Annotated in this window: 32 protein-coding genes and 3 pseudogenes; 24 read left to right on the top strand and 11 right to left on the bottom strand. The window is 68.9% G+C overall.

All coding sequences use genetic code 11. The features are described 5' to 3' along the window. Positions 1 to 43: 43 nt before the first annotated feature. On the bottom strand, positions 44 to 994 hold the full coding sequence (locus tag ABZX92_RS29480) for an alpha/beta hydrolase (protein ID WP_355566247.1): 951 nt from the start codon (positions 992 to 994) through the stop codon (positions 44 to 46). A gap of 98 nt (positions 995 to 1,092) precedes the next feature. Here ABZX92_RS29480 and ABZX92_RS29475 point away from each other — a divergent pair, with 98 nt between their 5' ends. Beyond that, positions 1,093 to 2,076 carry a helix-turn-helix domain-containing protein gene (locus tag ABZX92_RS29475; protein ID WP_355566245.1) on the top strand — a complete coding sequence of 328 codons (984 nt, stop codon included), beginning with the start codon at positions 1,093 to 1,095 and terminating at the stop codon, positions 2,074 to 2,076. On the opposite strand, the pseudogene ABZX92_RS29470 reads toward ABZX92_RS29475, so the two are convergent. Beyond that, positions 2,024 to 2,299: pseudogene (locus tag ABZX92_RS29470) on the bottom strand (oxidoreductase C-terminal domain-containing protein); the annotation flags it as partial. The gene ABZX92_RS29475 and the pseudogene ABZX92_RS29470 sit on opposite strands and share 53 nt — an antisense overlap. Before the next feature lie 95 nt (positions 2,300 to 2,394). Between ABZX92_RS29470 and ABZX92_RS29465 the strand changes: the two are divergent. Continuing rightward, complete coding sequence (locus ABZX92_RS29465; protein ID WP_355566242.1) at positions 2,395 to 2,916, top strand: hypothetical protein; 522 nt, start codon at positions 2,395 to 2,397, stop codon at positions 2,914 to 2,916. Here the strand turns inward: ABZX92_RS29465 and ABZX92_RS29460 are convergent. The 3 genes from ABZX92_RS29460 to ABZX92_RS29450 form a co-directional block, all read right to left on the bottom strand. After that, on the bottom strand, positions 2,897 to 3,844 hold the full coding sequence (locus tag ABZX92_RS29460) for an alpha/beta hydrolase (protein WP_355566239.1): 948 nt from the start codon (positions 3,842 to 3,844) through the stop codon (positions 2,897 to 2,899). The two genes, ABZX92_RS29465 and ABZX92_RS29460, sit on opposite strands and share 20 nt — an antisense overlap. Before the next feature lie 97 nt (positions 3,845 to 3,941). Further along, on the bottom strand, positions 3,942 to 4,793 hold the full coding sequence (locus ABZX92_RS29455) for an NAD(+)/NADH kinase (RefSeq protein ID WP_355566236.1): 852 nt from the start codon (positions 4,791 to 4,793) through the stop codon (positions 3,942 to 3,944). 21 nt (positions 4,794 to 4,814) lie between these two features. Further along, on the bottom strand, positions 4,815 to 5,612 hold the full coding sequence (locus tag ABZX92_RS29450) for an MBL fold metallo-hydrolase (RefSeq protein WP_355566233.1): 798 nt from the start codon (positions 5,610 to 5,612) through the stop codon (positions 4,815 to 4,817). A gap of 145 nt (positions 5,613 to 5,757) precedes the next feature. Here ABZX92_RS29450 and ABZX92_RS29445 point away from each other — a divergent pair, with 145 nt between their 5' ends. From ABZX92_RS29445 to nusB, 6 genes and pseudogenes are all read left to right on the top strand, one after another. After that, on the top strand, positions 5,758 to 6,375 hold the full coding sequence (locus ABZX92_RS29445; protein ID WP_355566230.1) for a M15 family metallopeptidase: 618 nt from the start codon (positions 5,758 to 5,760) through the stop codon (positions 6,373 to 6,375). Next, positions 6,360 to 7,469 carry an alanine racemase gene (alr, locus tag ABZX92_RS29440; RefSeq protein WP_355566228.1) on the top strand — a complete coding sequence of 370 codons (1,110 nt, stop codon included), beginning with the start codon at positions 6,360 to 6,362 and terminating at the stop codon, positions 7,467 to 7,469. Before ABZX92_RS29445 ends, alr begins: the two co-directional genes overlap by 16 nt. Then, positions 7,466 to 8,419 carry a D-alanine--D-alanine ligase family protein gene (locus tag ABZX92_RS29435; protein ID WP_355566225.1) on the top strand — a complete coding sequence of 318 codons (954 nt, stop codon included), beginning with the start codon at positions 7,466 to 7,468 and terminating at the stop codon, positions 8,417 to 8,419. The genes alr and ABZX92_RS29435 overlap by 4 nt, the downstream gene beginning before the upstream one ends. Continuing rightward, positions 8,416 to 8,946 (top strand): annotated as a pseudogene (locus ABZX92_RS29430) (acyltransferase); the annotation flags it as partial. The gene ABZX92_RS29435 and the pseudogene ABZX92_RS29430, both read left to right, overlap by 4 nt. A 6-nt stretch (positions 8,947 to 8,952) precedes the next feature. Further along, a pseudogene (locus ABZX92_RS29425) lies at positions 8,953 to 9,072 on the top strand (elongation factor P); the annotation flags it as partial. Continuing rightward, the gene (gene nusB / locus ABZX92_RS29420) at positions 9,072 to 9,491 is read left to right on the top strand and encodes a transcription antitermination factor NusB (RefSeq protein ID WP_355566222.1); all 420 of its coding nucleotides are present in this window, start codon (positions 9,072 to 9,074) and stop codon (positions 9,489 to 9,491) included. The pseudogene ABZX92_RS29425 and the gene nusB, both read left to right, overlap by 1 nt. 51 nt (positions 9,492 to 9,542) lie before the next feature. Here nusB and ABZX92_RS29415 read toward each other — a convergent pair whose 3' ends face one another. Continuing rightward, entirely contained in the window at positions 9,543 to 10,172 is a 630-nt protein-coding gene (locus ABZX92_RS29415; protein WP_355566219.1) for a TetR family transcriptional regulator, read from the bottom strand. Between the two features lie 56 nt (positions 10,173 to 10,228). Between ABZX92_RS29415 and ABZX92_RS29410 the strand changes: the two genes are divergently transcribed. Then, entirely contained in the window at positions 10,229 to 10,660 is a 432-nt protein-coding gene (locus ABZX92_RS29410; RefSeq protein ID WP_355566216.1) for an SRPBCC family protein, read from the top strand. Next, the gene (locus ABZX92_RS29405; RefSeq protein WP_355566213.1) at positions 10,657 to 11,046 is read left to right on the top strand and encodes a hypothetical protein; all 390 of its coding nucleotides are present in this window, start codon (positions 10,657 to 10,659) and stop codon (positions 11,044 to 11,046) included. Before ABZX92_RS29410 ends, ABZX92_RS29405 begins: the two co-directional genes overlap by 4 nt. Here the strand turns inward: ABZX92_RS29405 and ABZX92_RS29400 are convergent. Further along, on the bottom strand, positions 11,009 to 11,650 hold the full coding sequence (locus ABZX92_RS29400; protein ID WP_355566211.1) for an HD domain-containing protein: 642 nt from the start codon (positions 11,648 to 11,650) through the stop codon (positions 11,009 to 11,011). The two genes, ABZX92_RS29405 and ABZX92_RS29400, sit on opposite strands and share 38 nt — an antisense overlap. Positions 11,651 to 11,702: 52 nt before the next feature. On the opposite strand from ABZX92_RS29400, the gene ABZX92_RS29395 reads away from it, so the two are divergent. Genes ABZX92_RS29395 through ABZX92_RS29380 form a run of 4 tightly spaced genes read left to right on the top strand, consistent with a single transcriptional unit; the run spans position 11,703 to position 13,513 of the window. Next, entirely contained in the window at positions 11,703 to 12,092 is a 390-nt protein-coding gene (locus ABZX92_RS29395) for an SDR family NAD(P)-dependent oxidoreductase (protein WP_355566208.1), read from the top strand. Further along, complete coding sequence (locus ABZX92_RS29390) at positions 12,056 to 12,460, top strand: SDR family NAD(P)-dependent oxidoreductase (RefSeq protein WP_355566205.1); 405 nt, start codon at positions 12,056 to 12,058, stop codon at positions 12,458 to 12,460. The genes ABZX92_RS29395 and ABZX92_RS29390 overlap by 37 nt, the downstream gene beginning before the upstream one ends. 59 nt (positions 12,461 to 12,519) lie before the next feature. Continuing rightward, positions 12,520 to 13,365, top strand: coding sequence for a helix-turn-helix transcriptional regulator (locus tag ABZX92_RS29385; protein ID WP_355566203.1), 846 nt, complete (start codon positions 12,520 to 12,522; stop codon positions 13,363 to 13,365). Continuing rightward, positions 13,340 to 13,513: a DUF397 domain-containing protein gene (locus ABZX92_RS29380; RefSeq protein ID WP_355566200.1), complete on the top strand. Its 174-nt coding sequence runs from the start codon at positions 13,340 to 13,342 to the stop codon at positions 13,511 to 13,513. Before ABZX92_RS29385 ends, ABZX92_RS29380 begins: the two co-directional genes overlap by 26 nt. 1 nt (position 13,514) lies before the next feature. Here the strand turns inward: ABZX92_RS29380 and ABZX92_RS29375 are convergent, their stop codons facing one another. Then, a complete protein-coding gene (locus ABZX92_RS29375; RefSeq protein ID WP_355566197.1) occupies positions 13,515 to 14,225 on the bottom strand; it encodes an SDR family oxidoreductase in 711 nt (236 codons plus the stop codon). A 92-nt stretch (positions 14,226 to 14,317) separates the two neighbouring features. On the opposite strand from ABZX92_RS29375, the gene ABZX92_RS29370 reads away from it, so the two are divergent. Next, on the top strand, positions 14,318 to 15,124 hold the full coding sequence (locus ABZX92_RS29370; protein ID WP_355566195.1) for a sigma-70 family RNA polymerase sigma factor: 807 nt from the start codon (positions 14,318 to 14,320) through the stop codon (positions 15,122 to 15,124). On the opposite strand, the gene ABZX92_RS29365 is transcribed toward ABZX92_RS29370, so the two are convergent. Beyond that, positions 15,121 to 15,960 (bottom strand): alpha/beta hydrolase, encoded by an 840-nt coding sequence (locus tag ABZX92_RS29365; RefSeq protein WP_355566192.1) that lies wholly within the window; start codon positions 15,958 to 15,960, stop codon positions 15,121 to 15,123. The two genes, ABZX92_RS29370 and ABZX92_RS29365, sit on opposite strands and share 4 nt — an antisense overlap. Beyond that, a complete protein-coding gene (locus ABZX92_RS29360; RefSeq protein WP_355566189.1) occupies positions 15,957 to 16,967 on the bottom strand; it encodes an NADP-dependent oxidoreductase in 1,011 nt (336 codons plus the stop codon). Before ABZX92_RS29360 ends, ABZX92_RS29365 begins: the two co-directional genes overlap by 4 nt. 124 nt (positions 16,968 to 17,091) lie before the next feature. Between ABZX92_RS29360 and ABZX92_RS29355 the strand changes: the two genes are divergently transcribed. The 3 genes from ABZX92_RS29355 to ABZX92_RS29345 are packed head-to-tail and all read left to right on the top strand — an operon-like array spanning position 17,092 to position 19,267. Beyond that, positions 17,092 to 17,673, top strand: a complete 582-nt coding sequence (locus tag ABZX92_RS29355; protein ID WP_355566186.1) for a TetR/AcrR family transcriptional regulator — start codon at positions 17,092 to 17,094, stop codon at positions 17,671 to 17,673. Positions 17,674 to 17,687: 14 nt separating this feature from the next. Continuing rightward, positions 17,688 to 18,539, top strand: a complete 852-nt coding sequence (locus ABZX92_RS29350; RefSeq protein WP_355566183.1) for an alpha/beta hydrolase fold domain-containing protein — start codon at positions 17,688 to 17,690, stop codon at positions 18,537 to 18,539. Next, entirely contained in the window at positions 18,536 to 19,267 is a 732-nt protein-coding gene (locus tag ABZX92_RS29345; protein ID WP_355566180.1) for a YafY family protein, read from the top strand. The genes ABZX92_RS29350 and ABZX92_RS29345 overlap by 4 nt, the downstream gene beginning before the upstream one ends. A 39-nt stretch (positions 19,268 to 19,306) precedes the next feature. On the opposite strand, the gene ABZX92_RS29340 is transcribed toward ABZX92_RS29345, so the two are convergent. Beyond that, positions 19,307 to 19,795, bottom strand: a complete 489-nt coding sequence (locus ABZX92_RS29340) for a transcriptional regulator (protein ID WP_030471611.1) — start codon at positions 19,793 to 19,795, stop codon at positions 19,307 to 19,309. A gap of 257 nt (positions 19,796 to 20,052) precedes the next feature. Here ABZX92_RS29340 and pyrR point away from each other — a divergent pair, with 257 nt between their 5' ends. The 6 genes from pyrR to carB form a co-directional block, all read left to right on the top strand. Next, on the top strand, positions 20,053 to 20,625 hold the full coding sequence (gene pyrR, locus ABZX92_RS29335) for a bifunctional pyr operon transcriptional regulator/uracil phosphoribosyltransferase PyrR (protein ID WP_204760584.1): 573 nt from the start codon (positions 20,053 to 20,055) through the stop codon (positions 20,623 to 20,625). Further along, positions 20,622 to 21,554, top strand: a complete 933-nt coding sequence (locus ABZX92_RS29330; RefSeq protein ID WP_355566177.1) for an aspartate carbamoyltransferase catalytic subunit — start codon at positions 20,622 to 20,624, stop codon at positions 21,552 to 21,554. The genes pyrR and ABZX92_RS29330 overlap by 4 nt, the downstream gene beginning before the upstream one ends. Continuing rightward, complete coding sequence (locus tag ABZX92_RS29325) at positions 21,551 to 22,831, top strand: dihydroorotase (RefSeq protein WP_355566174.1); 1,281 nt, start codon at positions 21,551 to 21,553, stop codon at positions 22,829 to 22,831. Before ABZX92_RS29330 ends, ABZX92_RS29325 begins: the two co-directional genes overlap by 4 nt. Next, a complete protein-coding gene (locus ABZX92_RS29320; RefSeq protein WP_355566171.1) occupies positions 22,828 to 23,316 on the top strand; it encodes a transporter in 489 nt (162 codons plus the stop codon). Before ABZX92_RS29325 ends, ABZX92_RS29320 begins: the two co-directional genes overlap by 4 nt. Then, on the top strand, positions 23,283 to 24,425 hold the full coding sequence (carA, locus tag ABZX92_RS29315; protein ID WP_355566168.1) for a glutamine-hydrolyzing carbamoyl-phosphate synthase small subunit: 1,143 nt from the start codon (positions 23,283 to 23,285) through the stop codon (positions 24,423 to 24,425). Before ABZX92_RS29320 ends, carA begins: the two co-directional genes overlap by 34 nt. Then, a partial coding sequence (gene carB / locus ABZX92_RS29310; protein ID WP_355566166.1) for a carbamoyl-phosphate synthase large subunit occupies positions 24,425 to 25,989 on the top strand: 1,565 nt, incomplete at its 3' end. The genes carA and carB, both read left to right, overlap by 1 nt.

The raw sequence follows: 25,989 nt of genomic DNA, 5'->3' as shown, positions 1-25,989 counted from the left end.
CGTCAAGGTTAGGTAACCAATCTGTGTTCGAGCCTGTTAGCGCTCACAGTTGAAGGCCGCGGCGCAGCGCTTCCACCTCGTCCGCGAACATCCGGCGCGAGATGGCCGCGCTCTCCACCAGTGCGGAACCGTGGAAGGTGGCGGGGTAGTGGCGCAGCTCGACGGGCACGCCGGCATGGGCGAGGCGGCGCGCGTACTCGATGCCCTCGTCGCGCAGCGGGTCGTACTGGCACGTCGTGACGAAGGCGGGCGGGAGACCGGCCAGGTCCGTGGCGCGGGCGGGTGCGGCGTACGGCGACACGTCGTCACCGCCCGGCTCGGTGCCGAGGTAGCTGGTCCAGCTGAAGATCGCGTTGGGGCGGTTCCACAGCGGGGTGTCGACGTAGTCCCGCATCGAGTCCGTGTCGAGGCGGTCGTCGAGCTCGGGGATGCCGAGGTACTGGAAGCAGAGCTCCGGGCCACCGCGGTCGCGGGCCAGCAGGACGGTGCCGGCGGTGAGGCCGCCACCCGCGCTCTCGCCGCCGACGCCGAGCCGCGTCGGGTCGATACCGAGCTCGTCGGCCTTGGCCGCCACCCATTTCAGCGCGGCGTAGCAGTCCTCGACCGGCGCCGGGAACGGGTGCTCGGGCGCCAGCCGGTAGTCGACCGACACGACCACGATGCCCAGCTCGTCGACCAGCCGCAGGACGTGCGGGTGGAACATGTCGAGGTCGCCGAGGATGAACCCGCCGCCGTGGAGGTAGACCAGGCCGGGCACCGCGTCCGTCCTGCCGGCGGGGCGGTAGATGCGCACGGGGACGTCCGGGGCGTCGGACGGGCCGGGAACGGCGGTGTCGTGGACGTCGATCGGGTTCGCCGGCTCGTAGCCGGGGATGAGGCCGCTCATCTCGGACCGCTGGGTGCGCGCGGCGACGAGGCCCTCGTAGTCGGTGAAGATCGCCGACGGCAGCATGTCGAGCCAGGGGAGCAGCTCGGGGTCGATGGCGTAGCTCATGAAGCGATCCTCGGTTCGGGACGGCTGGGTGGACAGCCGACACGTGGCGGGCAGATCGGGCCAGGGACCCGCCAGGTGTCTGGGGTTATGGTGACGGGATGAGAGGCCTGCTGCTGAGGTTGTCGACGCTGGACGCCGACGCCGAGAACGCGGTGCGGGTGATCGGCTTCTTCGATCGCCTCATCACCGAGCGCGCGGGTCTCGACGCCTTGGTGCGCAGCACGTCGGAGCTCGCCGGGTGCCCGGTCGGGTTGCACGCGCCCGGCCAGGGGCTCGCGTTGCGGGCCGACTCCGGTGGTGCCGTCACGGCCGGTGCGGTGCCGGCGAAGGCCGTCGTGAGGGCACTGGAGGGTGGTGTCGAGGTGTGGGTTGCTCGCGAGGGCAGGCCCGCGCCGCTCGACGACATGCTGCTGGAACGGTTCGCGATCGCGGCGGCTGTGTTGCTGGAGCACTCCAGCGTGCCGTTGCCGGAGCTGGGCGATCCGGCGCTGATCGAGCTGGTGCTCTCGGAAAGTGTTGGCACGGCGGAACGTTCGCGTGCGCTGCACCTGCTCGGAATCGCCGCCACGGCGCCGTTGCGGGTGCTGGCGGCCACAGGTGAGGTCGCCGGACGGTCGGTGCGGCTGGGAAACGTGCGGGCGGTGCTCGCCACCGACGTTCCTGAGGTCCACGGGCGGCTGGGTGTGGGGCCGTCGCTGCCCGCCATCGACGCGGCCAAGTCGTGGCAGGCCGCGAGGACCGCGCTGCGGTGCACATCGGACAGTGAACCCGTGGTGTGGTGGGAGAAACTCGGCGGTCTCGCGCTGCTCGCCGAGCAGCTCGACCCGGCGGACATCGCCGTGTTGCCAGACGTGAAGGCCTTGGACACGGCTGACTCCGACCTGATCACCGCGCTCGAAGCGCTGGTGGCGACCGGATCGGTCCGTCAGGCCGCGGCGGCGTTGCACCGGCACCACAGCACGATGACAGCGCGGCTGGCCAGGGCCGAGTCGATGCTCGGGTTCGGGCTCGACTCGGCGTCCGGGCGGTTCAGGCTGCACCTGGCGTTGATGTTGCGACGGTTGCGGGACCACGAAGGCTGATGCCGGCGCGGTGCTGCCGGGCTTGCTTCGGCATGTTCCAGCCCAGCACGCCGGTCAGCTCGCCGTCGCGGTGGTAGCCGGCCACGAAGCGGCCTTCGGCCACGCTTCCTTCCACAATGGACACGTCCGGGCCGGCGAAGCCGTGGACGTGGATCTTGGCGGAGAACTGGTCGGTCCAGAAGTACGGGACCGGCGTGTAGGGCTGGTCGGCGCCGAGGATGTGTTCGTCGCGGCGGCGGTGGTGCTCGCGGAGTGGGCTGGTGGGAGCTGCGGTCAGCCCAGCCGCTCGTCGACCTGCGCACCACGGCACGGCGTCAGGTGCTGCTGACCAACATCGCGTCCGCGGTGTTCGCGTTCTCGATGTTCGCGCAGTCGTTGGTGCTGCCGCAGATCCTGCAGCCGCCGGCGTCGACCGGTCACGGCCTCGGGCAGTCGCTGCTCGTCACGGGTCTCGTGCTGGTGCCGTCGGGTCTGGTCATGATGGCGACGGCACCGGTGTCCGCGAAGATCACCACGGCCCGCGGTCCGCGCGTCACGTTGATGCTGGGCACCATCGTGGTCGCTTTGGGTTACGGCGCAGGCATCGGCCTGGCCCACGGCTCGATGCCGGCCTTGATCATGTCGTCCGTGCCGACGTCGGAAACGGCCGCCGCCAACAGCCTCAACACGCTGGCGCGCGCGATCGGCACGTCGGTCTCCAGCGCGGTGGCCGGTGTCGTGCTCACCCAGGCGACGATCCCGTTCAGCTTCAAACTGATCATGGGCCTGGGCGCCGCGACCGCGCTGCTCGCGTGCGTGGTCGCGGCGTTCATCCCTCGCGTCAGCCGAAGAACGCCGTGAGCTCACGGGCGACGTCGTCGGGCGCTTCCTCGGAGAGCCAGTGCCCGGCGTTGATCGCCGCGGTCCTGAAGGTGGTCGCGAGGTTCGGCAGCGCCGCGGCCATCTGGTCGTGCGACAACACGGACGCGAGCCCCAGCACCGGCGGCGTCAGCTTCGCGTAGGTCTTGCCGTCCGCGATGTCCTGGTGGAACGCCTTGTACCAGCCGTTGCTCGCCCGGATCGCCTCCGGCGAGTTGTACGCCCGCGCGTAGATCTGGCGCGAGCGCTCGTCGATCGCGGCCGGGTTGAACGCGGTGTTCGCGAACAGCCAGTCCAGCAGGAACCGGAACCGCCCGGCGAGCAACTGCTCCGGCAGCGACTGCACCTGGTTGAACGCGAACCACCACAGACTGAAACCGCCGGGCCGCGGCAGCAGCGGGAGCTGGTAGTAGCCCTCGTCGGGGTGCAGCACGTCCAGCAGTGCCACTTTGCGCGTGGCCTGAGGGAAGTTGGCCGCGAAGCTGAACGCGACCTGGCTGCCGATGTCGTGCCCGGCGATGTTCACGCTCGCATACCCGAGCTTGCGGACCAGCTCGTGGATGTCCGCGGCCATCGTCTTCTTGTCGTAGCCGCCCTCGGGCTTCTCCGACCCGCCCATGCCACGCAGGTCGACCACGATCACGCGGAACTTCGCGGCCAGCGCGGGCATGATCTTGCTGTACTCCCACCACGTCTGCGGCCAGCCCGGCAGCAGCACGAGAGGCTCGCCGCGCCCACCCGTCACGTAGTGCAAGCGCACTCCGTTGACCTGGGCGTAGTTGTGCTTGAAACCCGGTAGATCTGCCTCGTGGTTGTTGCTCTCGGCGGACGCGACCCCTGCGCCCGCCGCACCCATCGCCGCGATGCCCGCGCCTAACGCGAACATGCTGCGTCTGTTCAACTCCGTCATCTCGGTGCCCCCAATTCAGCCCGGCGCTCGCCGAGCGCCGGTGCAGCCTAGGTCGAGATGGCGAGTTCATCCAGAGAGTTGATCCACTCGGGCAGTCTCAGGTCAGCTCCGCCGAGTCCGTGAGCTGCAGCTTGCGCCGGGCCCGCTGGTAGAACGTCGTCATCCCGAGCCGCACCACCCGTGCCGCGGCGGGCCGGCCTTTCAGGTACACCCGCTCGCCCGGCCCGACGTAGCCCGCGACCATGCCGTCCACCTCGACGGCCAGTCGGCCGCTGGACGGCAGCAGGTCGAGCTCCACCTCGTCGTTCACCGACAGCACCACCCCGCGGCTGTACGCGGAGTGCGGCGCGGCCGGGGTGACGAGAAGCGCTTCGACGGACGGGCTGGTGATCGGCCCGCCCGCCGAGAAGCTGTAGGCGGTCGACCCGGTCGGAGTCGCCACGATGACCGCGTCCGCCGCGTAGCTGACGAACGGCTGACCGGCCACGCGCACCGCCACACGTGCGCTGCCGTCGCCCGGCACGCGGACGACGGCGATGTCGTTGAACGCCGTCACCTTGCTGCCGTTGAAGACCGCGTCGACGGCCAGGCGCGGTTCGACGGTGAAGTCGTGCGCGTCGATCGCGGACAGGGCGGCGGGCAGGTCGGGCACGTCCACCTCGGCCAGGAAGCCGAGTTTGCCCAGGTTGACGCCCAGGACCGGCGCGCGTTCGCCGTCGGCCAGGCGCATGGCGCGCAGCATCGTGCCGTCGCCGCCGAGGCTCACGACCAGGTCGGCGCGGCGGCCCAGCTCCTCCGCGGAGACCGGCGTGGCCTCGCAGCGGAGTCGCTGGATCTCGTCCTTGATGCCCAGGATCTCGACACCGCGATGGGCCGCCCAGCCGAGCACGGCGGCGACGGCGTCGGCGGAGTCGCGTTGCGGGTGCAGCACCAGGCCGGCGGCGTGCACGTCAGCACTTCCTCAATGGGGTCACGACGCCAGTCTGCCGAATTCCCACGGGTCGTGTGCGCTGAAGAGCGTGACCTCAGCCGCGTGGTCGCGGGCCAGGACCCGGAGCCGGGCTTGAGTGTCGACGCGAAGACCGTGGTCGACCTCGGAGCCGGTCTGCACGATGTCGAGCAACGGGTGCGGTTCGGGGTCGGCGTCCAGCTCGCGGTGGTAGTAGTAGGCGTCGCCGCAGTGCAGCAGCCACCGGGATCCGTCGTGCACCGCGATGCCGGTGTGGCCGGCGGTGTGGCCGCCCATCGGCACGAGCCTGAACTCCTCGGGGAGACCGGCCGGTTGGATCGATGAGAAGCCGAACCAGTGGTCGCCGGTGGACTCGTAGGTGCGCCACTGTGGACCGTGCGCCCAGTGAGCCGGGCGGTAGCGGCGGCTCGGCGCTTCTCGCACGGCGGCCCGGAGCTCCGCGTCCAGTACGTGGACCGTGGCGTGCGGGAAATCCGGAAGACCGCCGCAGTGGTCGACGTCCAGGTGCGTGACGAGGACGTGCCGGACGTCGGACGCCGCGAAGCCGAGCCGTTCTACCTGGCGCAACGCGGTTTCGTCCTCGATCAACGCCGGCTGGGCCATCTCGACCCATTCGGCTCCGAGGGTGCCGGCCGGGTCGCGGACGTCGTCCAGGCCGAGTCCTGTTTCGACGAGGACGAGGCCGTGTCGAGGCGTTTCGACGAGCAGGCAGTGGTTCACGGCGGGTGCGCTGGGCAGACCTTCGTAGGTGGGGTCGATCTCGCGGACGGAACCGCAGTTCAGGTGGTGGATCTTCATGTCACCCACCCTGCAACTTGAACCACGATTCAAGTCAAGCCCTCGGCCGAACGGCTGATGTGGACGGTGGCGAACCGGCCGTTCGGCGTCCGGGGGTGACCTTGAGGAGGAGTTCGCGGACAGCGGGCGTCCCTAGGTTGGCCGCATGACCATCTTGCTGGCTGATCCGGTCGTGCGCGCCGTGCGCGTGCTCGACAACGGAGATCCGTTGGTACCGCTGATGTTCGCGCCTGGGGTGCTGGTCAGGCGAGGACTGGCGCTCAGGCTCGCCGACGCGCGCGACGCGCTGCCGTCCGGTGTGGACCTGCGGGTGGTCGAGGGGCACCGCAGCAGCGCCGACCAGAACGCGATCATCGAGCGGTACACCGACGAGCTGCGGGAGCTCCACCCGGCGGCCGACGCGGTCGAGCTGGACCGCCTTTCCAGTCGTTTCGTGGCGCCGCTGGCCGTGGCGCCGCACGTCGCGGGCGCCGCCGTGGACCTGACGCTGGTCGACGAGCGCGGCGACGACCTGTGGATGGGCACCGAGATCGACGACACGCCCGAGCAGAGCGACGGCAGGTGCTTCTTCAGCGCCGAGGTCGACGCGGAGGCACGGCGCAACCGGACGATCCTGGCCGACGCGCTGAGCGGCGCCGGGCTGGTGAACTACCCGACCGAGTGGTGGCACTGGTCCTACGGCGACCGTTACTGGGCCCTGTTGACCAGCGCCGACCACGCCCTCTACGGACCGGTGGAGGTGCCTGCGTGGGCGCGCTCGTGACGAGCATCCGCCAGGCGTCGGCCGAACCGTCGTTGACGGTCGACCTTTCAGCATTGGCGGCCAACACGAGGCGGTTCGTCGAGCTGACCCGCGGTGAGGTCATGGCCGTGGTGAAGGCGGACGGGTTCGGGCACGGGCTCGGTGACGCCGCGCGAACCGCGGTCGCCGCCGGAGCGACGTGGATCGGCGTCACCTCGCTGGCGGAGGGCATCGCGGTGCGCGAGTCCGGTGTGGACGTTCCGGTGCTCAGCTGGCTCAACCCGGTCGACGTCGACGTGCGTGCCGCGGCCAGGTACGGCATCGACCTGAGCGTGCCGAGCCTGCACCACCTCGCGGTGATCGAACAGGCCGGGCCGGTGCGCGTGCACCTCCAGCTCGACACCGGCATGGCCCGCGACGGCGCTTCGCCGGACTCGTGGCTCGCGTTGATGTCCGCGGCTCGCAAGGCGGAACTGGCCGGGAAGATCACGGTCGTCGGCGTGATGGGGCACCTGCCGTGCGCGGACACGCCTGGTGCCAACGGGCCTGGCCGACGAGCGCTCATCCAGGGCGTGGAAATGGCACGGCAGGCCGGTTTGCGGCCGAAGCTGCGGCATCTGGCCGCCACGAGCGCGGCGTTGACGGACCCCGGCACGCATCTGGACATGATCCGGATCGGCGCGGGTCTGGTGGGGATCGACCCGTCCGGCACCACCCGGCTGCGTTCCGCGTTGCGGCTCACCGCGCCAGTGGTCCAGGTCCGGCGCGTCGACGCGGGAACCGGTGTGGGGTACGGACATCGGCACGTGACCGAGCGCGCGACCACGTTGGCGCTGCTGCCGGTCGGCTATGCGGACGGCTTGCCGCGCGCGGCTTCTGGCCGTGCGGAGGTGTTTCTGAACAGACGTCGCCGGCCGGTCGTCGGGGTGATCTCGATGGACCAGGTCGTGGTCGACGTGGAGGACGACCCGGTGCTGCCGGGAGACGAGGCTGTGGTGTTCGGACCAGGGGATGACGGCGAGCCGACGGTGGGGGACTGGGCTCAGTGGGCGGGAACCATCCCGCACGAGATCGTGACTGGCATTGGGGCGCGGGTGCGGAGGTTCGTGCGATGAGGGGGATCCGGGTCGCCGTGATCGGCGGCGGGCAGAACTGCGAGCACGACGTGTCGGTCGCCTCGGCGGCGTCGGTGCGGAAAGCGCTCGACCCGGCGAAGTACGAGGCCGTGTCGCTGACCATCGGCCGCGACGGCCGGTGGCACGGGACGGACGGCCAGGTGCTCGACACGCTGGCAGCGGGCAGTCTCGCGGCCGCACTCGACGTGATCGCCAGCTGTGATGTCGTGTTGCCGCTGGTCCACGGGCCGCTGGGCGAGGACGGCACCCTCGCCGGACTGTGCGAGCTCGCCGGCGTGCCGTACGTGGGTTCGCCGTTGCGGGCCGGTGCTCTGGCCATGGACAAGTGGGCGACCAAGCTGGTCGCGGAGGCGGTCGGCGTGCGCACCGCGAAGGCCCGGCTGGTCACGAACGAGTCCACTGTGGACTTCACCGGCCCGGTCGTGGTGAAGCCGGTCGCGGCGGGGTCCAGCTTCGGCGTGCGGCTGGTCGAGCGCGAGGCCGATCTCGAACCCGCTGTCCGCCAGGCGCTGGAGCTGGACGACCGGGTGCTGGTCGAGGAGGTCCTCGAAGGGCGGGAGATCGACATCGCCGTGCTCGACGACCCGGACGAGGGCCGCAGGACCGGGCCGCCGCTGGAGATCCAGGTACCGGGCCTGTTCGACACCACCGTGAAGTACGACGGCAGCGCCAAGTTCGTCATCCCGGCACCGCTGGACGACACCGAGCTCAAAGGTCTCGAAGACGCTGCGCTGCGGGTGTACGAGGCGTTGGGCTGCCGCGGGCTGGCGCGAGTCGACTTCTTCCTCACCAGCGACGGCCTGGTGCTCAACGAGGTCAACACCATGCCGGGCATGACCGCGGAGTCCCAGGTGCCCAAGATGTTCGCGGCCACCGGACTGTCCTATTCGGACCTGCTGGACAAGCTGGTCAGGGGAGCGATGCGGTGAAGCGCATCGCCGGGCTGGACGTGTTGCGCGGCATCGCCATTCTGCTGGTGATGCTGCGGCACGCGTTCCCGGACGTGTTCCCCGGTGCCGGTGTGGTCGGTGTGGTCGTCTTCTTCACGTTGAGCGGCTACCTGATCACCGGCGTGCTGAGCCGGGAGCTGAGCACCAAGGGACGCGTCGACTTCAAACGGTTCTACCTGCGCCGGGCACGCAGGCTGCTGCCCGCGTTGATAGCGCTCACAGTGATCTTCGCGGTGGTCACGCTCGTCTTCGACCCGCTGGGTGAGCGCGACAAGCTGCTCAAGACCGCGATCGTGCTGGTGACCTTCACGGGCAACCTGCCGATCGGCGGGGTGAGCCCGGCGGCGTTCCACAGCTGGACGCTCGCCACCGAGGAGCAGTTCTACCTGCTGTGGCCGGCATTGCTGGCGTTCGCGTGGGTGCGCGACCGAACCGGCGCGGCTCTGGTGGCCACCGCACTGGCGGCGCTCGCGGCCTGCACGGCGACGCTGATCTGGTTGTGGCCGAACGAGCCCGCCACGCTGGAGACCGGCGCCGAGATCCAGGTCCCGCTGTTCGTCACGACCGGCGAGAAGATCAAGGTCGACACCCGCGACGGCCGTTACCTCGGCCGCATCAGCGACAAGTCCTGATGGGCGCTCGCAGCAAGGCCCGCAAGCGTGCGGTCGACTTCCTCTACGAAGCCGACCTGCTGGGCACCGACCCGGTGACGCTGCTGGCCGAACGCGTCGGCTCCCCGGATGTCCCTCCGGTGAACGACTACACCGTGACGCTCGTCGAGGGCGTCAACGCGAACCGTCCGCGCATCGACGACCTGATCTCCGAGCACGCCGAGGGCTGGACCCTGCAGCGCATGCCGGCGGTCGACCGCGCGGTGCTGCGGATCGGCCTGTACGAGCTGCTGTGGGCGGCCGACGTGCCGGACGCGGTCGCGATCGACGAAGCCGTGGAGCTCGCCAAGGGCCTCTCGACGGACGACTCGCCGCGTTTCGTGAACGGAGTGCTCGGCCGGATCGCGGTCATCGCGGACCAGCTGCGCGCCGTTCTCTGATCTCGATGAAGGGCGCATTCATCCACCTGACGTGGATGAATGCGCCCTTCATCATTTTTCGGCCAGCAGTTGCTGGGCCAGCGTGGTGAGCAGCCAGGCCCGGTAGGCGGCCGGGCTCCAGCCGGCGTCCTGCACCAGCCCGCGGTAGACGTCGTGTCCCAGCAGCACGACCACCAGATCGGTCGCACGGTCGGCGCTGAGCTCGGGTCGGAGGGCTCCCAGCTCGGCGATCCTGGCCACCATCGCGCGTTGTCCGCCTCGGCGAGCGGCAGTGACGCCGCGCCAGTACTTGTCCACGGCCGGGTCGACGGCTGCCGCGGCACCGACCGCCGGCCACAGCGCCGCCACCCGGTCGTAGATCGCGGTGCCGTGCTCCACGCCGAGCGCGAGGACCCGCTGGGGCGAGGTGGACGACATCATCTCCCGTGCCCAGGGCCGATCGGTCACGGGAACGGGCTCGCTCTCACCTGCCGCCGTGACCTCGACGACCTCGGTGAGCAGCTGCCCCTTCGTCCGGAACGTGTAGTAGACGGTCTGCACCGCGACCTGCGCCTGGGCGGCGATCTGGTCCATCGTCGTCCCGGCATAGCCCTGCTCGACGAACATCCCTCGTGCCGCCTCGATCATGCGGCGACGCGTCTGCCGTGCTCGTTCCGCCCTCGTCGGCTTGACCGGTGCCATACCCGGGATGATACTGATGCCGTCACTAGTGGAGCCTCTAGTAAGAGGAGCCCGCCATGGTCGTCCTGCACAACTCGGTACTGATCCGCCGCTCGTCGGAAGAGGTGTTCGACTACCTCTCCGACCACCGCGCGGAACTCGAGTGGAACCCCAAGTGCGAGGTGATGGAGAAGATCACCGAGGGGCCGGTCGGACTGGGCACGAAGTACCGCGCCAAGTGGAAGTCCAGCCCGTACGTCGAGGTGGAGATCGTCCGCTACGACCGCCCGCACTCCTGGACAGCGCACAACGGCGGGCCGATCGAGGTCACCTTCACCTGCCGGCTCGAACCGGTCGCGGAAGGCACGCTGCTCCACGCCGAGTTCACGCCGCGGCCGCACGGCTGGTTCCGGCTCATCTTCCCGATCTTCCTGCTGGTCATGCGCCGCGAGGAGAAGGCGAACATGACCCACTTGCGCGAAGCACTGGAACAGCGGGCCCGGCGATGACTTCCGCCAGAGTCGCGGCAGGCCTGGCGTGGCTGTCCGGGCTCGGCTTCGGACTGCCTGCTGTGTACGGCGCCGTGCACCTCGCACGCACCGGTGAGGTCTGGCAGTTCCTGGGCTTCCCGACCTACGGCGACGGCCCGTTCGAGAAGATCGGGATCCCCACCACCGTGCCCCTGATCGCCGGGTTCGCCGTCGTGTGCGGCGCGGAGGTGGTCGCCGGAACCTTGCTCTGGCGAGGGCATGCCTCGGGGAAGAAGCTCGCGCTCGCCCTGCTCCCGTTCGAGATCGCTTACTGGGTCGGCTTCGCGCTGCCCGCCGGACCTGTCCTCGGGGCAGCCCGCACCGTGGCTAGCTTTGTGCCCAGCCGCGCCGCTCGCCCTCGTTGATCAGGTGCATCGCGGCGTCGTACAGCGCCGTTGAACCCTCTCCGATCACCGCCTTGCGGCTGCGCACGTCGTTCGCGGTGACGCCGGGAGTCCGCCACGTGCCGCCCTTGGCCATCCAGTTCAGCAGCAACGGTTGGAGCCGGTCCATGGCCTTCGCGAACCGCGCCTCGGGCGTCTGCCGCGCCTCGAACTCGTCCCACAACGCCCGCAGCGTGCGCCCCGAGTCGCCGGGCAGGATGCCGAACAACCGATCTGCCGCGGCTTCCTCGCGTTCCTGCTGGCTCTTGCCCAGTTCGGTGTCGTAGATCGGGGTGTCGCCCGCGTAGATCTCGACCAGGTCGTGCACCACCACGAGCTTGATCGTGTGGCCGACGTCGATCGGCTCGTCGGCGTACTCGGCCAGCACCATGACCATCAGCGCGAGGTGCCACGAGTGCTCCGCGTCGTTCTCGCGCCGGTCCGCCGCTGCGAGAGGTGATGCGCGCAGCACGGTCTTCAGCTGATCGACCTCGATCAGGAACGTGAGGTGCTCACGCAGCCGGGAGTCCAGATCGGACGGCAGCGGGTTGCGATCGACGAGGAGCTCTGCGTCAGAGGAGGTCACGTTGCCGAGATCTTACCTGTCACAGAACGGCGGAGCGCGGCGTCTTGTGCCCATGACACAGAACAAGATCGCCATGGTCACCGGAGCGAACAAGGGCATCGGCTACGCGGCCGCCGAACAGCTTGCCGCGCAAGGCATGACGGTGCTCATCGCCGCCAGGAACCCGCAGCGCGCCGAAGAGGCCGCGAAAGCGTTGCGGGCACAGGGCAACGACGCCCACGCGCTCGTCCTGGACGTCACCGACCCGGCCACCGCCGAACAAGCCGCGCGGCAGATCGAGGAGCGTTTCGGCCACCTCGACGTGCTGGTCAACAACGCCGGCATCAGCGGCTCCGGCCAGGTCTCGCCGCAGGACGCCGTCGACCAGATCCCGAGCACCGTCGCGACCTCGCGATGGTCCGGAAAGTGTTCGACACCAACGTCTTCGGCGTCATCACGGTGACCAACGCCGTGCTCCCGCTGCTGCGCCGCTCCCCGGCACCGCGCATCGTCAACGTCAGCAGCGCGGCCGGATCGCTCACCATCTGCGCCGACCCGGACGGCCCGCTTCAGGCACTGCCCGCGTCGGCCGCGTACTCGCCGTCCAAGACCGCGCTGAACGCGCTGACCGTCCAGTACGCCAACGAGCTCCGCAAGGACGGCATCCTCGTCAACGCCGCCGACCCGGGCTTCGTCGACACGGATATCAACAACCACACCGGATTCCTCACGACGGCTCAGGGCGCCGCCGTGATCGTGCGGCTTGCTACGCTCGGCGCGGACGGACCGACCGGCGGATTCTTCAACGACAGCGGTCCTTTGCCCTGGTAACTGTTTTCACCCGAACGAGCCAGTTTCGTGGACTGAGAACAAGATTTAGCGTCGGCGGCATGGCTTCTTCCACTCCCTCCACCGCGTACAGCAGGGATCTCGGCGACGAACTGCGCCGCCTCCGCGAGTCCACCACGAACCTCAACGGCCACGCACTGGCCATCAAACTCGGCTGGGATCCCAGCAAGGTCTCGACCATAGAGCACGGAAAAGCGCGCCCCAGTGAGATCGACCTGGTGCAGTTCCTCACCATGTGCGGCAAGGACACCGACTACTTCGAGGACTTCAAACGCCGCTACCGCAACGCGTTCGAGGAATACATCGTGCAGGTGTCGGACAACGTCCGCACTCTCGCCATGGCTGAATCAACCGCCACGAAGATGATCAACTACGACACGCTGACCGTGCCCGGCCTCATGCAAACAGCTGAGTACGCGGCTGCTGTGTACCGAGCAGCAGGCGTGGCTGAGGAACGAATTCCCGCTCTTGTCCAAGCTCGGATCGATCGGCAAGCGGTGTTGCGGCGACATGATCGGCCGGATTGCGTGTTCTACATCCATGAGCTAGCGCTTCGGCAGCAGATCGGAGACGCCGAAGTCATGCAGGCTCAGCATCGACGGCTGCTGACCGGCGCGCGCTTCATCCGCATCGCGCCCGCCGACGTGTTCGTCAACTCAGCTGGCCTGCGGCTGTGGGAGTACGCCAAGGCGATGCCCATCGCCTACAGCGAGACCGATCTGACCCATGTGTTCGTGCAGGATCGGGGAGCGATCGCGCGGACGAGGATGATCTTCAACCGCTTGGAGGAAGTCGCCTTGGATGAGGAACAATCGCGGAGGAAGCTGGCGGAGTACGCCGGTCAGCCGCGAGAGGAACTCGATGACTCAGGATCGCTCTTGGCGTAAGAGCAGCTACAGCAACGGGACCCCGGAAGGGGACTGCGTCGAGGTCTCGCTCTCCCACGACGCGCTCGTCCGCGACTCCAAGAACCAGGCCGGTGAGGTGCTGGCGTTCAGCACCTCCGCCTGGCGCTCGTTCGTCGCGACCGTCTGACTCAGCTCGCCGCAAGGAACTCCTCCCACGTGTGGGTGCCGTGGTCGCAGTCCTTGGTCAGGTTCTGGCCACCCCGGTAAGCCTTCCCGGCCTTGCCCGGCAACCGCACCGGCACGGTGAGCCGCCGCTTGCCCGCGGTCGTCAGGTAGTCCTGCACGAGCTGCTTCATGTCGTACACGGCAGGACCGGCCAGGTCGGCGACCCGGCCCGCGGGCGAGCCCAGGGCGAGTTCCACGATGCGTTCAGCGACGTCCCGGGCGTCGACCGGCTGCAGCCGCATGCCAGGCACCGGCACGATCGGCAGCTTGGCCATGGCCTGCACCATGGTCAGCGTGAGGTTGTGGAACTGGGCCGCGCGCAAGATCGTGAACGGGATGCCCGACGCGGCGATGGCCTCTTCGCACGCGAGCTTCGTGCGCAACCACGCGAGCGGAACGGTGTCGGCGCCGATCACCGAGATGTACACGAAGTGGCGAACGTTCCCGCATGCGGCGAGCAGGTTGCGGGTCGCGATGTCGTCGCCCTTCTGACCGCCTGCCAGGTGCACCACCACATCGATGTCGGCGTCGATCTGCGGCACCTGGGTCATCAGGTCGCAGGTGATGTCGCCGTTGCTGCGGCTCAGCACAAGAACCTCTGCGCCGTGAGCGCGGAGCTGCGGGACGACGTGCTGGCCGAGGGTGCCGGTGCCGCCGGTGACGAGGATCTTCATGATTACGCTCCTGTGTGAGTGCCTTGTTGCCCGGTTGACCCGGAGGCGCTCGGGAACGTGACAGGTTGTGAGCCAGGCCACAGGGGGAAGTAGTGATCGCGCAGTTCGAGCAGGAACGTCCGCGGCTGAGGGCGATCGCGCACCGGATGCTGGGCTCGTTCGCCGAGGCGGACGACGCGCTGCAGGACGCGTGGCTGCGCGTCGAGAAGGCGGACACCAGCGAGGTCGAGAACCCGGCCGCGTGGCTCACCACCGTCGTCGGCCGGGTGTGCCTGAACATGCTGCGCGACCGCAAAGAGCACGCGTTCGAGATGCCGGACCCGGTGATCGACACCCGCGAGGAACCCGAGCACCTCGCCGTTGCCGCGGACGAGGTCGGGCTGGCGATGCTGGTCGTGCTCGACACCCTCAAGCCCGACGAGCGGCTGGCGTTCGTGCTGCACGACATGTTCGCGGTGCCGTTCGACGACATCGCGCCGTTGATCGACAAGACGCCCACGACCACCCGTCAGCTCGCGTCACGGGCGCGCAAACGTGTGCAGGACCGGCCGCAGCCCAACGTCGACCTGCCGAAGCAGCGGGAAGTGGTGAACGCGTTCCTCAGGGCGTCGCGCGAGGGCGACCTGGAGGGCCTGGTGTCGGTGCTGCACCCGGACGTCACGCTCAAGGCGGGTGCGCTGGAGGTCATCGGCGGCCGCACGGTGGCCGGGCGCGCCAGCCTGTTCAAGAAGTACGCGACGATGGCGGAGATCCAGTTCGCGCTCATCGGCGGCGAGGTCGGCTTCGTCACCAAGGTCGGCGGCGTGCTGTTCTCCGTCATGGCCTTCACGGTCCGCGACGACAAGATCGTCGCGATCCACGTCATCCAGGACAAGGAGCAGCTCGCCGCTCTCGTCTAACCGAGGAACTCCAGGGCTTCCGCGACGAACTCCGCGTGGAACTGGAAGATGCCGCCGTGCCCGGCGTCGGGGTAGAGCGTGAGCCGGGCGTCCGGCAGGCGCCGGGCCAGGTCGGCCGAGTTCGACGACGGCACCATCCTGTCGCTCTCGCCGTTCGCGACGAGCACGGGCTGGCGGATGCCGGAGAGGTCGGCCGGCTCCTCCAGGCCCCAGCGGTGGATGGCCCTGAGCTGTGCGCCGTAGGACCTCAGGGAGATCGACTTGTCCCGGTCGGTCCTGCGCTCCTTGAGGCGTGCCAGGAACTCCTTGCCCGCCCGGCGCCCGTTGGCGGTCCTGGTGAAGAAGAGGAACTGCTTGGGGTCCTGGAGGGTGAGCAGCGCCCGGACGGTGTCGAGGTGGGAGATCCGCGTGACGTTCCTGATGCCCTCGCCGCCGGCGGGTCCGGTGCCCGCGATGATCATCCTGCGGACGAGCTGGGGTTCGTCCGCGGCGATCACCTGGGCGATCATGCCGCCCATCGAGAAGCCGAGGAGGTCGACCTGCTCCAGCCCCAACGCCCGGATGAAGGCGACGGCATCCTTCGCCATGGCCTGGATCGTGCTCGGCGTCGAGCCGGTGGACGCGCCGACGCCCCGGTTGTCGAACGTGATGACCCGGTGTTTCGCGGCGATGCCGTCGACGACGCGGGGGTCCCAGTTGTCCAGGACCGCGGTCAGGTGGGTCAGGAAGACCACCGGGACGCCGGTCTGCGGGCCGAGCTCGCGGTAGGCGAACGTCGCCCCGCCGATGTCGATGGTCTTGGTCGGCGCGTCCGCGTAGCGGGTGATCACGTTCATGACGGTTCCTTCATCTCGATGACGACCTTGCCCCTGGCGCGTCCTTTCTCGACATACGCCATGGCCTCGTTCGTTGCTGCGAAAGGGAAAACGCGGTCCACAACCGGCGTGATGGCCCCGGCGTCGATGAGTGCGGTGATCTCGCGGAGCTGCTCACCGTTCGCCCGCATGAAGAGGAACGAGTAGCCGACCTGGTGTCGCTCGGCCGCTTTCCTGGCCCCACGGCTCAGGAAGCGCGTCGCGGGCCGCAGGATCCACGGCTTCCCGATCTCCTTCGCGAAGGCCGGGTCGGGCGGGCCGGAGATCGAGATGAGCTTTCCGCCGGGCTTCAGCACGCGCAGCGACTTCGCCAGCGTGGCGTCGTCTTGGCTGTGCAGCACCACGTCGTAGTCGTGCAGGACGGTTTCGAAGTCCTCGGTCCGGTAGTCGATCACGACGTCGGCGCCGAGACGCTCGACCAGGCCGGTGTTCGCCGCACTGGTGGTCGTCGCGACGGTGGCACCGAGGTGCTTGGCCAGCTGGATCGCGAACGTCCCCACGCCACCGGAACCCGCCTGCACGAAGACCTTCTGCCCCTTGCGCAGTCCGGCCGTCTCGATCAACGCCTGCCAGGCGGTCAGGCCGACCAGCGGGACGGAGGCCGCCTCGGCCATCGTGAGCCGCTCCGGCTTCGTTGCCAGGTCGTTCTCGCCGACGGCGATGTACTCGGCGAAGGTGCCGATCCGGTCCTTGTCCGGCCGCGCGTAGACCTCGTCGCCGGTCTTGAACTTCCGCACCTCGGACCCGACCCGGACCACGACGCCGGCGACGTCGTTGCCCAACGCGAACGGCGGGCGGTACGGCAGGAAGAGCTTGAACTCCCCGTTCCTGATCTTGGCGTCCAGCACGTTGACGCTCGCGGCGTGCACGCGGACGAGCACGTCGTGCGCTCCCACCTCGGGTTCTGGCACCTCGGCGGACCGCAGCGCGCCACCTCTTCCGTAGCGATCGACGACGAACGCGCGCATGTCCCTGGCTCCCGCTCTATTGGATTACGACCATACGACAATAAGCTGAGCGCGAGCCGGGAGGCAAGGGGTCCGGCGGATTTGGATTACGATCGTACTGACTTGAGGGTTGGAGGAGCGCGTGGTGCGGTACGGGAAAGAGCACAAGCAGGCGACCAGGCAGCGGATCATCGAGACCGCTGGTCGCCGGCTCAAGCGCGACGGCATCGACGGCTCCGGGGTCGCGACGCTCATGAAGGACGCGGGGCTGACCAACGGCGCCTTCTACGCCCACTTCGAGTCCAAGGAAGACCTGGTCGCGACCGCGGTCACCGACCAGCTGAACGGACAACGGGAGTGGCTCGCCACGTTCGCACCCGGCCGCGAGGGGGTCGACCAGATCGTGCGGGCGTACCTCTCGCCGGAGCACCGGGACCACCCCGAGGACGGCTGCCCGTCCGCCGCGCTGCTCGACGAGATCGGCCGGTGCGCGGAACCGACCAGGCAGGCCTACACCGGCAGCGTGGTGGCGCTCATCGACGACATCGCCGCCCGGCTGGCACCGCACGATCCGCCGTCGGCGCGCACGGCGACCCTCGGCGTCTACGCCCTGATGATCGGGACCCTGCAGCTCTCCCGCGCCCTGGCCGACAGGCAGCTCGCCGACGACGTCCTGGAGCAGGGCGTCCGCAACGCCGTCACCGTGCTGGACGCCACGTATCCGTAAAGGGTGACAGGACGGTGTCGCGCACGGGTGCGATCGTCCGCGACATGAAGATCACCGACGAGGACTGCCTCGCTGAAACACTGGAGTTCAACCGCAGGTACGAGCCGAGGGAACTGCCGCTGGAGGTTCTGCGGCGCAACCGGCTCGGTGGTGACACGCCACCGGTCAGACTGCCGCAGGCCCAGGACCGGGTCGTGCACGGCGTGCCGGTCAGGGTGTTCACGCCGGACCGCGTCGATGGCGTCTACCTGCACATTCACGGCGGCGGCTGGTCGTTCGGCTCGGCGGACGGGCAGGACGAAAAGCTGTGGAAGCTCGCGACCGAGACGCGGCTGGCCGTGGTGAGCGTCGAGTACCGGCTGGCTCCGGAGCACCCGTTCCCCGCCGGGCCGGACGACTGCGAGGCCGCCGCTCGGTGGGCCGAGGCCGAGTTCGGTACGAAGAGGCTGCTGATCGGCGGTGAGTCGGCGGGCGCCCACCTGAGCGTCCTGACCTTGCTGCGGCTGCCCGGAGTGTTCCGGGCGGCGAATCTCGTGTTCGGTGCGTACGACCTGTCGGAGCCCGCCACCGACCGGCTGAAACGGACGTATGAGCAGTTCACGCCGGGGATGACAGCCGAGCAGCGCCGGGCACCGGAGATCTCGCCCGTCTTCGCCGACCTGACCGGCCTGCCGCCCGCCCGGATCGTCGTCGGTGCCGAAGACCCGCTGCTGGAGGACTCCCTCGCCCTGGCGGAGAGGTGGCAGGCGCCCGTGGAGCTGAGCGTCGTCGCGGGCGCGCCGCACGGCTTCACGCTGTACCCGTTGACGATCGCCGAACGGGAGTTCCGCCGCGAGCGGGAGTTCTTGGCAGGATCGGGTTTGTGAACCGCACTGCCCGGCTGTACGCGCTGGTGGAGGAGTTGCGCGCGGCGGCGCCGAGGTCGTTGACGGTCGCTTCTCTCGCAGCACGACTCGAAGTCAGCACGAGGACCGTGCAACGCGACTTGCAGGCGTTGATGGAGGCAGGCGTTCCGGTGCGGACCACGCCGGGGCGCGGCGGAGGCTGGTCGATCGACCCGGCGATGACCCTGCCACCGCTCCACTTCACGCCGGAAGAGGCGTCGGTGCTGGCCGCCGCGCTCGCCGGGGCCGACGGCTCGCACGCCGCCCGCACGGCGTTCCAGAAGATCGCGGCGGTGCTGAACGGTCCCGCGACGGCTGCGGCCGCGGGGCTGGCCGCTCGCATCGTCACGTTGCCGTCGCGAACCGACGCTCAGGTCCGGGCGGCGGTCCACCAGGCTCTGGACACGAACACCGTGCTGCGCCTGACCTACACCGACGCGTCCGGACGGCAGAGCGAACGGGTCGTGGAACCCGCCGGCCTGCTCACCACCGACGGCCGCTGGTACCTCATCGCGTGGTGCCGGACACGTCACGCGGGCCGGGGTTTCCGACTCGATCGGATCACGGCGGCGATGACCACCAGTGAGCATGCACAGAGTCACGATCTGGGGGAGTTGCTGCGGGGTTCGGCAGCCGCCGACGCCACCCGATCCGAGACGCTGAACCCCCTGAATGCAGCAACGGCTCCCTCACGTCCTCAGGGCGACTAACAGGACGTGAGGGAGCCGCTGCTCCAAAAGGGTGAGAGCTCAGTCTTCCTTCGCGGGGCGGGCCTCGGGAGGCAGGACACCCCAGTCGATGAGCTGCTCGGTGAGCTCGCCCGGCGTCATGTCGTAGATGATCGCGAGCGAGCGCAGGTCCTCGGTGCGGATGGAGAGGACCTTGCCGTTGTAGTCACCGCGCTGCGACTGGATGGTCGCGGCGTAGCGGGCCAGCGGGCCCACCTTCTCGACCGGCAGCTGCTGGAGCCGTTCCAGGTTTATCACGATCTTGGTGGCCGGCTCGGCACCCGACGGCACCCGGCCCTCGGGCAGGAGCTCGGCGACGGGAACCCCGTAGAAGTCGGCCAGCTCGGCCAGCTTCTGCACGGTCACCGCGCGGTCACCGCGCTCGTAGGAGCCGACGACCACGGCCTTCCAGCGACCGCCGGACTTCTGCTCGACGCCGTGCAGGGACAGGCCCTGCTGCTGGCGGATAGCGCGGAGCTTGGCCCCCAGCGCCTTGGCGTAGTCGCCCATGTGGCGGTTCTCCGTTCATTCGCCCCGTCAGCAGTACGGCCGTGCTGCGGGGAGGCTTAGATCGATACGCAGAGTAATGATTACTCGCCGTGGTCGACAGGTCAAGCTGATCTCGGGGAGAGACGCGCGCCACGCCTGCGACACCACTCGGATGGTTGACCGTCCGTAGGTGATACGGTGCAGGTCAGCCTAGTTGTTCATAGGTGTCCGACGTCCTTTAAGGACCCGTCCAGTGAGGCGGGGAAGGAGGTCCAGCCGTGGCGTCACGTCAACGTGGCGCGACGGATCCGGCCGGGGATCGCGAGATTCTCTCGGCCGGTGATGTCGCGCGCACTGTCGCCCGAATGGCCCATCAGATCATCGAGAAGACCGCTCTCGATGCACCGAGCGCACCCGACGTCGTCTTGATGGGTATCCCCAGCAGGGGCGCCCCGCTCGCACGTCGCCTCGCCGCCAAGATCGCCGAGTTCTCCGGCCGTCAGGTGCACGAAGGCACTCTGGACATCACGCTCTACCGCGACGATCTCCGCCGAGGCCCGACCAGGCCGTTGGAGACGACGAAGCTGCCCGAGGGCGGTATCGACGACAAGCTCGTCGTGCTCGTGGACGACGTCCTGTTCTCCGGCCGCACCATCCGCGCCGCACTGGACGCGCTCAGGGACCACGGCCGTCCCCGCGCGGTGCAGCTCGCCGTGCTGGTCGACCGCGGCCACCGCGAGCTGCCGATCCGCGCGGACTACGTGGGCAAGAACCTGCCGACCTCCAAGACGGAGGACGTCGTGGTGATGCTGGACGAGTTCGACGGCCGCGACGGAGTGGTGCTGAAGTGAAGCACCTGCTCTCCACCGACGGTCTCGACCGCGACCAGGCCATCGCGATCCTCGACACCGCCGACCGCCTCAAGCAGGCGCTGCTCGGCCGTGAGGTCCGCAAGCTGCCGACTCTCCGCGGACGCACCGTGATCACGATGTTCTACGAGAACAGCACGCGCACGCGGGTGTCGTTCGAGATCGCGGGCAAGTGGATGTCCGCGGACGTGATCAACGTCAGCAGCTCCGGTTCCAGCGTCAGCAAGGGCGAGTCGCTGCGGGACACCGCGCTGACCCTGCAGGCCGCCGGCGCGGACTGCGTGATCGTGCGGCACCCGGCGTCCGGTGCGGCCCATCGGCTCGCTGGCTGGCTCAAGCACACCAACACGTCCGTGGTGAACGCCGGCGACGGCATGCACGAGCACCCGACGCAGGCGTTGCTCGACGCCGCCACGTTGCGCGACCGGCTCGGCAGCCTCGACGGCCGCCGCGTCGCGATCGTCGGGGACGTGCTGCACAGCCGGGTGGCGCGGTCGAACGTGCACCTGCTCACCGCGCTCGGCGCCGAGGTCACACTGGTGGCCCCGCCGACCCTGCTGCCGACCGGTGTCGAGAAGTGGCCGGTCACGGTCTCGCACGAGATCGACTCCGAGCTGGCCTCGCAGGACGCGGTGATGTTGCTGCGCGTGCAGGCCGAGCGGATGACCGGCGGGTTCTTCCCGAGCTCGCGCGAGTACTCGATCGCCTACGGCCTCAACGAGCGGCGTCTGAAGCTGCTCCCCGAGCACGCCGTCGTGCTGCACCCCGGCCCGATGCTGCGCGGCATGGAGATCGCCTCCGTGGTCGCCGACAGCCCGCAGGCCGCCATCACCGAGCAGGTCCGCAACGGTGTCCACGTGCGCATGGCCGTGCTGTACCACCTGCTTGCCCACGAGGAGGAAACCGCGTGAAACCCTTGCTTCTCAAGGGAGTACGTCCCTATGGCGAGGGGGAACCGATCGATCTGCTGATCCGCGACGGCGTGATCGCAGAGGGTTCGGACGACAACGCCGAGATCATCGAAGGAAACGGCGCGGTTCTGCTGCCGGGCTTCGTGGACCTGCACACCCACCTGCGTGAGCCGGGTCGTGAAGACACCGAGACCATCGAAACCGGTTCGCGTGCGGCTGCTTTGGGCGGCTACACGGCGGTTTTCGCCATGGCCAACACCGATCCGGTCGCCGACAACGCGGTGATCGTCGAGCACGTCGCCCGCCGCGGCCAGGAGGTCGGCCTCGTCGACGTCCACCCGGTCGGCGCCGTCACCGTCGGGCTCAAGGGCGAGAAGCTCGCCGAACTGGGCACGATGGCCAAGAGCAAGGCAGGCGTGAAGGTCTTCTCCGACGACGGCCACTGCGTGCACGACCCGTTGATCATGCGCCGGGCGCTGGAGTACTCGAAGGCCCTGGGCGCCGTGATCGCCCAGCACGCCGAGGAACCGCGTCTCACGATCGGCGCTCAGGCGCACGAGGGCGAGAACGCGTCCCGGCTCGGTCTGCAGGGCTGGCCGGCCGCCGCCGAGGAGTCGATCGTCGCCCGCGACTGCCTGCTCGCGAAGCAGGTCGACGCGAAGCTGCACGTCTGCCACGTCAGCACGACCGGCACGGCCGACGTCCTGAAGTGGGCCAAGGCGCGCGGCACCAAGGTGTCCGCCGAGGTCACCCCGCACCACCTGATCCTGACCGACGACCGGCTCTCCACCTACGACCCGGTCAACAAGGTCAACCCGCCGCTGCGCACGCAGTCCGACGTCGACGCGCTGCGCCAGGCGCTGGCGGACGGCACCATCGACTGCGTCGCCACGGACCACGCCCCGCACGCGATCCAGGACAAGGACTGCGAGTGGTCGGCTGCCCGGCCGGGCATGCTCGGCCTGCAGACCGCTCTGGGCATCGTCGTCGAGACGATGGTCAAGACCGGCCTGCTCGACTGGCGCGGCGTCGCACGGGTGATGAGCGAGAAGCCCGCCGAGATCGCCGGACTGACCGACCAGGGTCGTCCGATCGCGGTCGGTGAGCCCGCGAACCTCGTGCTGGTGGACCCGGACGCGACGTGGACGGTGAGCGGCGCGGAGCTCGCGAGCATCGCGGGCAACACCCCGTTCGAGGGCATGGAGCTGCCCGGCGTGGTGACGGCGACCATCTTGCGTGGCCGCGTCACGGCACTGGCGGGAAGGATTGCGGAATGACCCGCGTGCTGCTCGTTCTCGCAGTTTTCCTGTTCTTCGCGCTGTGCGTGTACGGCATGTGGCACGGCTGGAAGCGACGCCAGCGCAAGCAGGCCGACCTGCCCGCGTTCCCGTCGACTCCCGAAAAGCTCGGTGAGGCGCAGCTCGCGACCACGGGCGTCTACATCGGAACGACGAACGCGGGCAACTGGCAGGACCGCATTCAGGTCGGCGACATCGGCCACCGCGCGGAGGCGACGCTGAGCCTGGTGCCGGAGGGCGTCGCGATCGAACGTGTCGGCGCGACGCCGATCTTCATCCCCGCCGAGTCCATCCGGGACGCCCGGACCGACCGCGGGCTCGCCGGGAAGGTCATGTTCAGCGAAGAGGGACTTCTGGTGGTCCAGTGGGAGAACGAAGGCCACCTCTTCGACACGGGCTTCCGTGGCGATGACAAGAACGTTTACGAGGAATGGGTTCAGGCTCTAGTGGGAGGCAAGGCGTGACGAACGCGGCATTGGTGCTGGAAGACGGTCGCGTCTTCCGCGGTGAGGCGTACGGAGCGACCGGCGTCTCGCTCGGCGAGGTCGTGTTCTCCACGGCCATGACGGGCTACCAGGAAACCCTGACCGACCCGTCGTATCACCGCCAGATCGTGGTGCAGACCGCGCCGCAGATCGGCAACACCGGCTGGAACGACGAGGACGACGAGTCGTCGAGGATCTGGGTCGCCGGATATGTCGTCCGCGACCCCGCGCGCACGCCGTCGAACTGGCGGTCCAAGCGCGGTCTGGACGAGGAGCTGGCCAACCAGGGCGTGGTCGGCATCTCCGGCCTCGACACCCGCACGCTGACCCGCCACATCCGCGAGCAGGGCGCGATGCGGGCCGGGGTGTTCTCCGGTTCCGAGCTGTCCGACGACGCGTCGATGGTCGAGCAGGTCAAGGCATCCGCGCAGATGATCGGCGCGAACCTCGCGGTCGACGTCACCACGGACAAGCCGTACGTGGTCGAGGCGATCGGCGAGAAGAAGTTCACCGTCGCGGCGCTCGACCTGGGCATCAAGTCGAACACCCCGCGGATGATGGCGGCGCGCGGCATTGAGGTGCACGTGCTGCCGTTGACCAGCAGCTTCGACGACATCCTGAAGGTCAGCCCGGACGGGCTGTTCCTGTCCAACGGCCCCGGTGACCCGGCGACGCAGGACCACGCGATCGCACTCACCAAGGAGGCGCTGGGGCGGAAGCTGCCGCTGTTCGGCATCTGCTTCGGCAACCAGATCCTGGGCCGCGCGGTCGGCCGCGGGACGTACAAGATGCGCTACGGCCACCGCGGCATCAACATCCCGGTGATCGACGTGGCCACCGGCAAGGTCGCCATCACCTCGCAGAACCACGGGTTCGCGCTGGAGGGCACGCCGGGGGAGGAGTTCTCCTCGGAGTTCGGCCGGGCCGTTCTTTCGCACTACTGCCCCAACGACGGCACCGTCGAGGGTGTCCGGCTGCTCGACGCGCCGGCGTTCTCCGTGCAGTACCACCCCGAGGCGGCGGCCGGTCCGCACGACGCGGCGCCCCTGTTCGACGAGTTCGTGACGCTGATGAATGAGGCCCGCTGATGCCGAAGAGGACTGATCTCAAGCACATCCTGGTCATCGGCTCCGGCCCGATCGTCATCGGTCAGGCGTGCGAGTTCGACTACTCGGGCACGCAGGCGTGCCGGGTGCTGCGGGAGGAGGGCATCAGGGTCAGCCTGGTGAACTCCAACCCGGCGACGATCATGACGGACCCCGAGTTCGCGGACGCCACCTACATCGAGCCGATCACGGCCGAGTTCGTGGAGAAGGTCATCGCGCAGGAACGCCCGGACGCGATCCTGGCGACGCTGGGCGGGCAGACGGCGTTGAACACGGCCATCGCGCTGCACGAACGCGGGGTGCTGGAGAAGTACAACGTCGAGCTGATCGGCGCGGACATCGACGCCATCCAGCGCGGCGAGGACCGGCAGATCTTCAAGGACCTGGTGCGCCGCATCGGTGCCGAGGTCCCGCGTTCCGCCGTCTGCAACACGATGGACGAGGTCCGCAAGACCGTCGCGGACCTGGGTCTGCCGGTGGTGATCCGGCCGTCGTTCACCATGGGCGGCCTGGGTTCCGGCATGGCCTACACGCCCGAGGACCTGGAGCGTCTCGCCGCCATCGGTCTTGAGGAGTCTCCGGTCACCGAGGTGCTCATCGAGGAGAGCGTGCTCGGGTGGAAGGAGTACGAACTTGAGCTCATGCGCGACCGCAACGACAACGTGGTCGTCATCTGCTCGATCGAGAACATCGACCCGATGGGCGTGCACACGGGCGACTCGGTGACGGTGGCGCCCGCGATGACGCTGACCGACCGCGAGTACCAGCACATGCGCGACGTCGGCATCCAGGTCATCCGCGAGGTCGGCGTCGACACCGGTGGCTGCAACATCCAGTTCGCGATCCACCCCGAGAACGGCCGCATGGTCGTCATCGAGATGAACCCGCGGGTGTCGCGGTCGTCGGCTCTTGCTTCGAAGGCAACGGGTTTCCCGATCGCCAAGATCGCCGCGAAGCTCGCCATCGGCTACACGCTCGACGAGATCACCAACGACATCACGGGGGAGACCCCGGCGTCGTTCGAGCCGACGCTCGACTACGTGGTCGTGAAGGCTCCCCGGTTCGCCTTCGAGAAGTTCCCCGGTGCGGACCCGACTTTGACGACCACGATGAAGTCGGTCGGCGAGGCGATGTCGATCGGCCGGAACTTCGTCGAAGCGCTCGGTAAGGCGCTGCGTTCGCTGGAAACGAAATCGGTCGGTTTCTGGACTCAGCCCGACCCCGAGGGCGCTACGCTCGAGTCGACGCTGAAGCAGCTGGAGCGCGGGCACGACGGCCGCCTCTACACAGTCGAGCGTGCACTTCGACTGGGTGCGTCCATTGAGGACGTTCACCGGGCGTCGGGGATCGACCCGTGGTTCATCGAGCAGATCGCGTGGCTCGGCACATTGCGTCAAGAGCTGCTGGACGCTCCCGTGCTCGACGAGCCGTTGCTGCGCAAGGCGAAGCGCGCGGGTCTGTCCGACCGGCAGATCGCGGTCCTGCGGTCCGAGCTGGCCGGTGAGGACGGCGTGCGCACGCTGCGGCACCGTCTCGGGGTCCGGCC

It is taken from the genome of Lentzea sp. NPDC006480, from assembly GCF_040611995.1.
In the GTDB taxonomy this organism is placed as follows: domain Bacteria; phylum Actinomycetota; class Actinomycetes; order Mycobacteriales; family Pseudonocardiaceae; genus Lentzea.
This window is presented reverse-complemented; position numbering and strand designations above follow the sequence as displayed.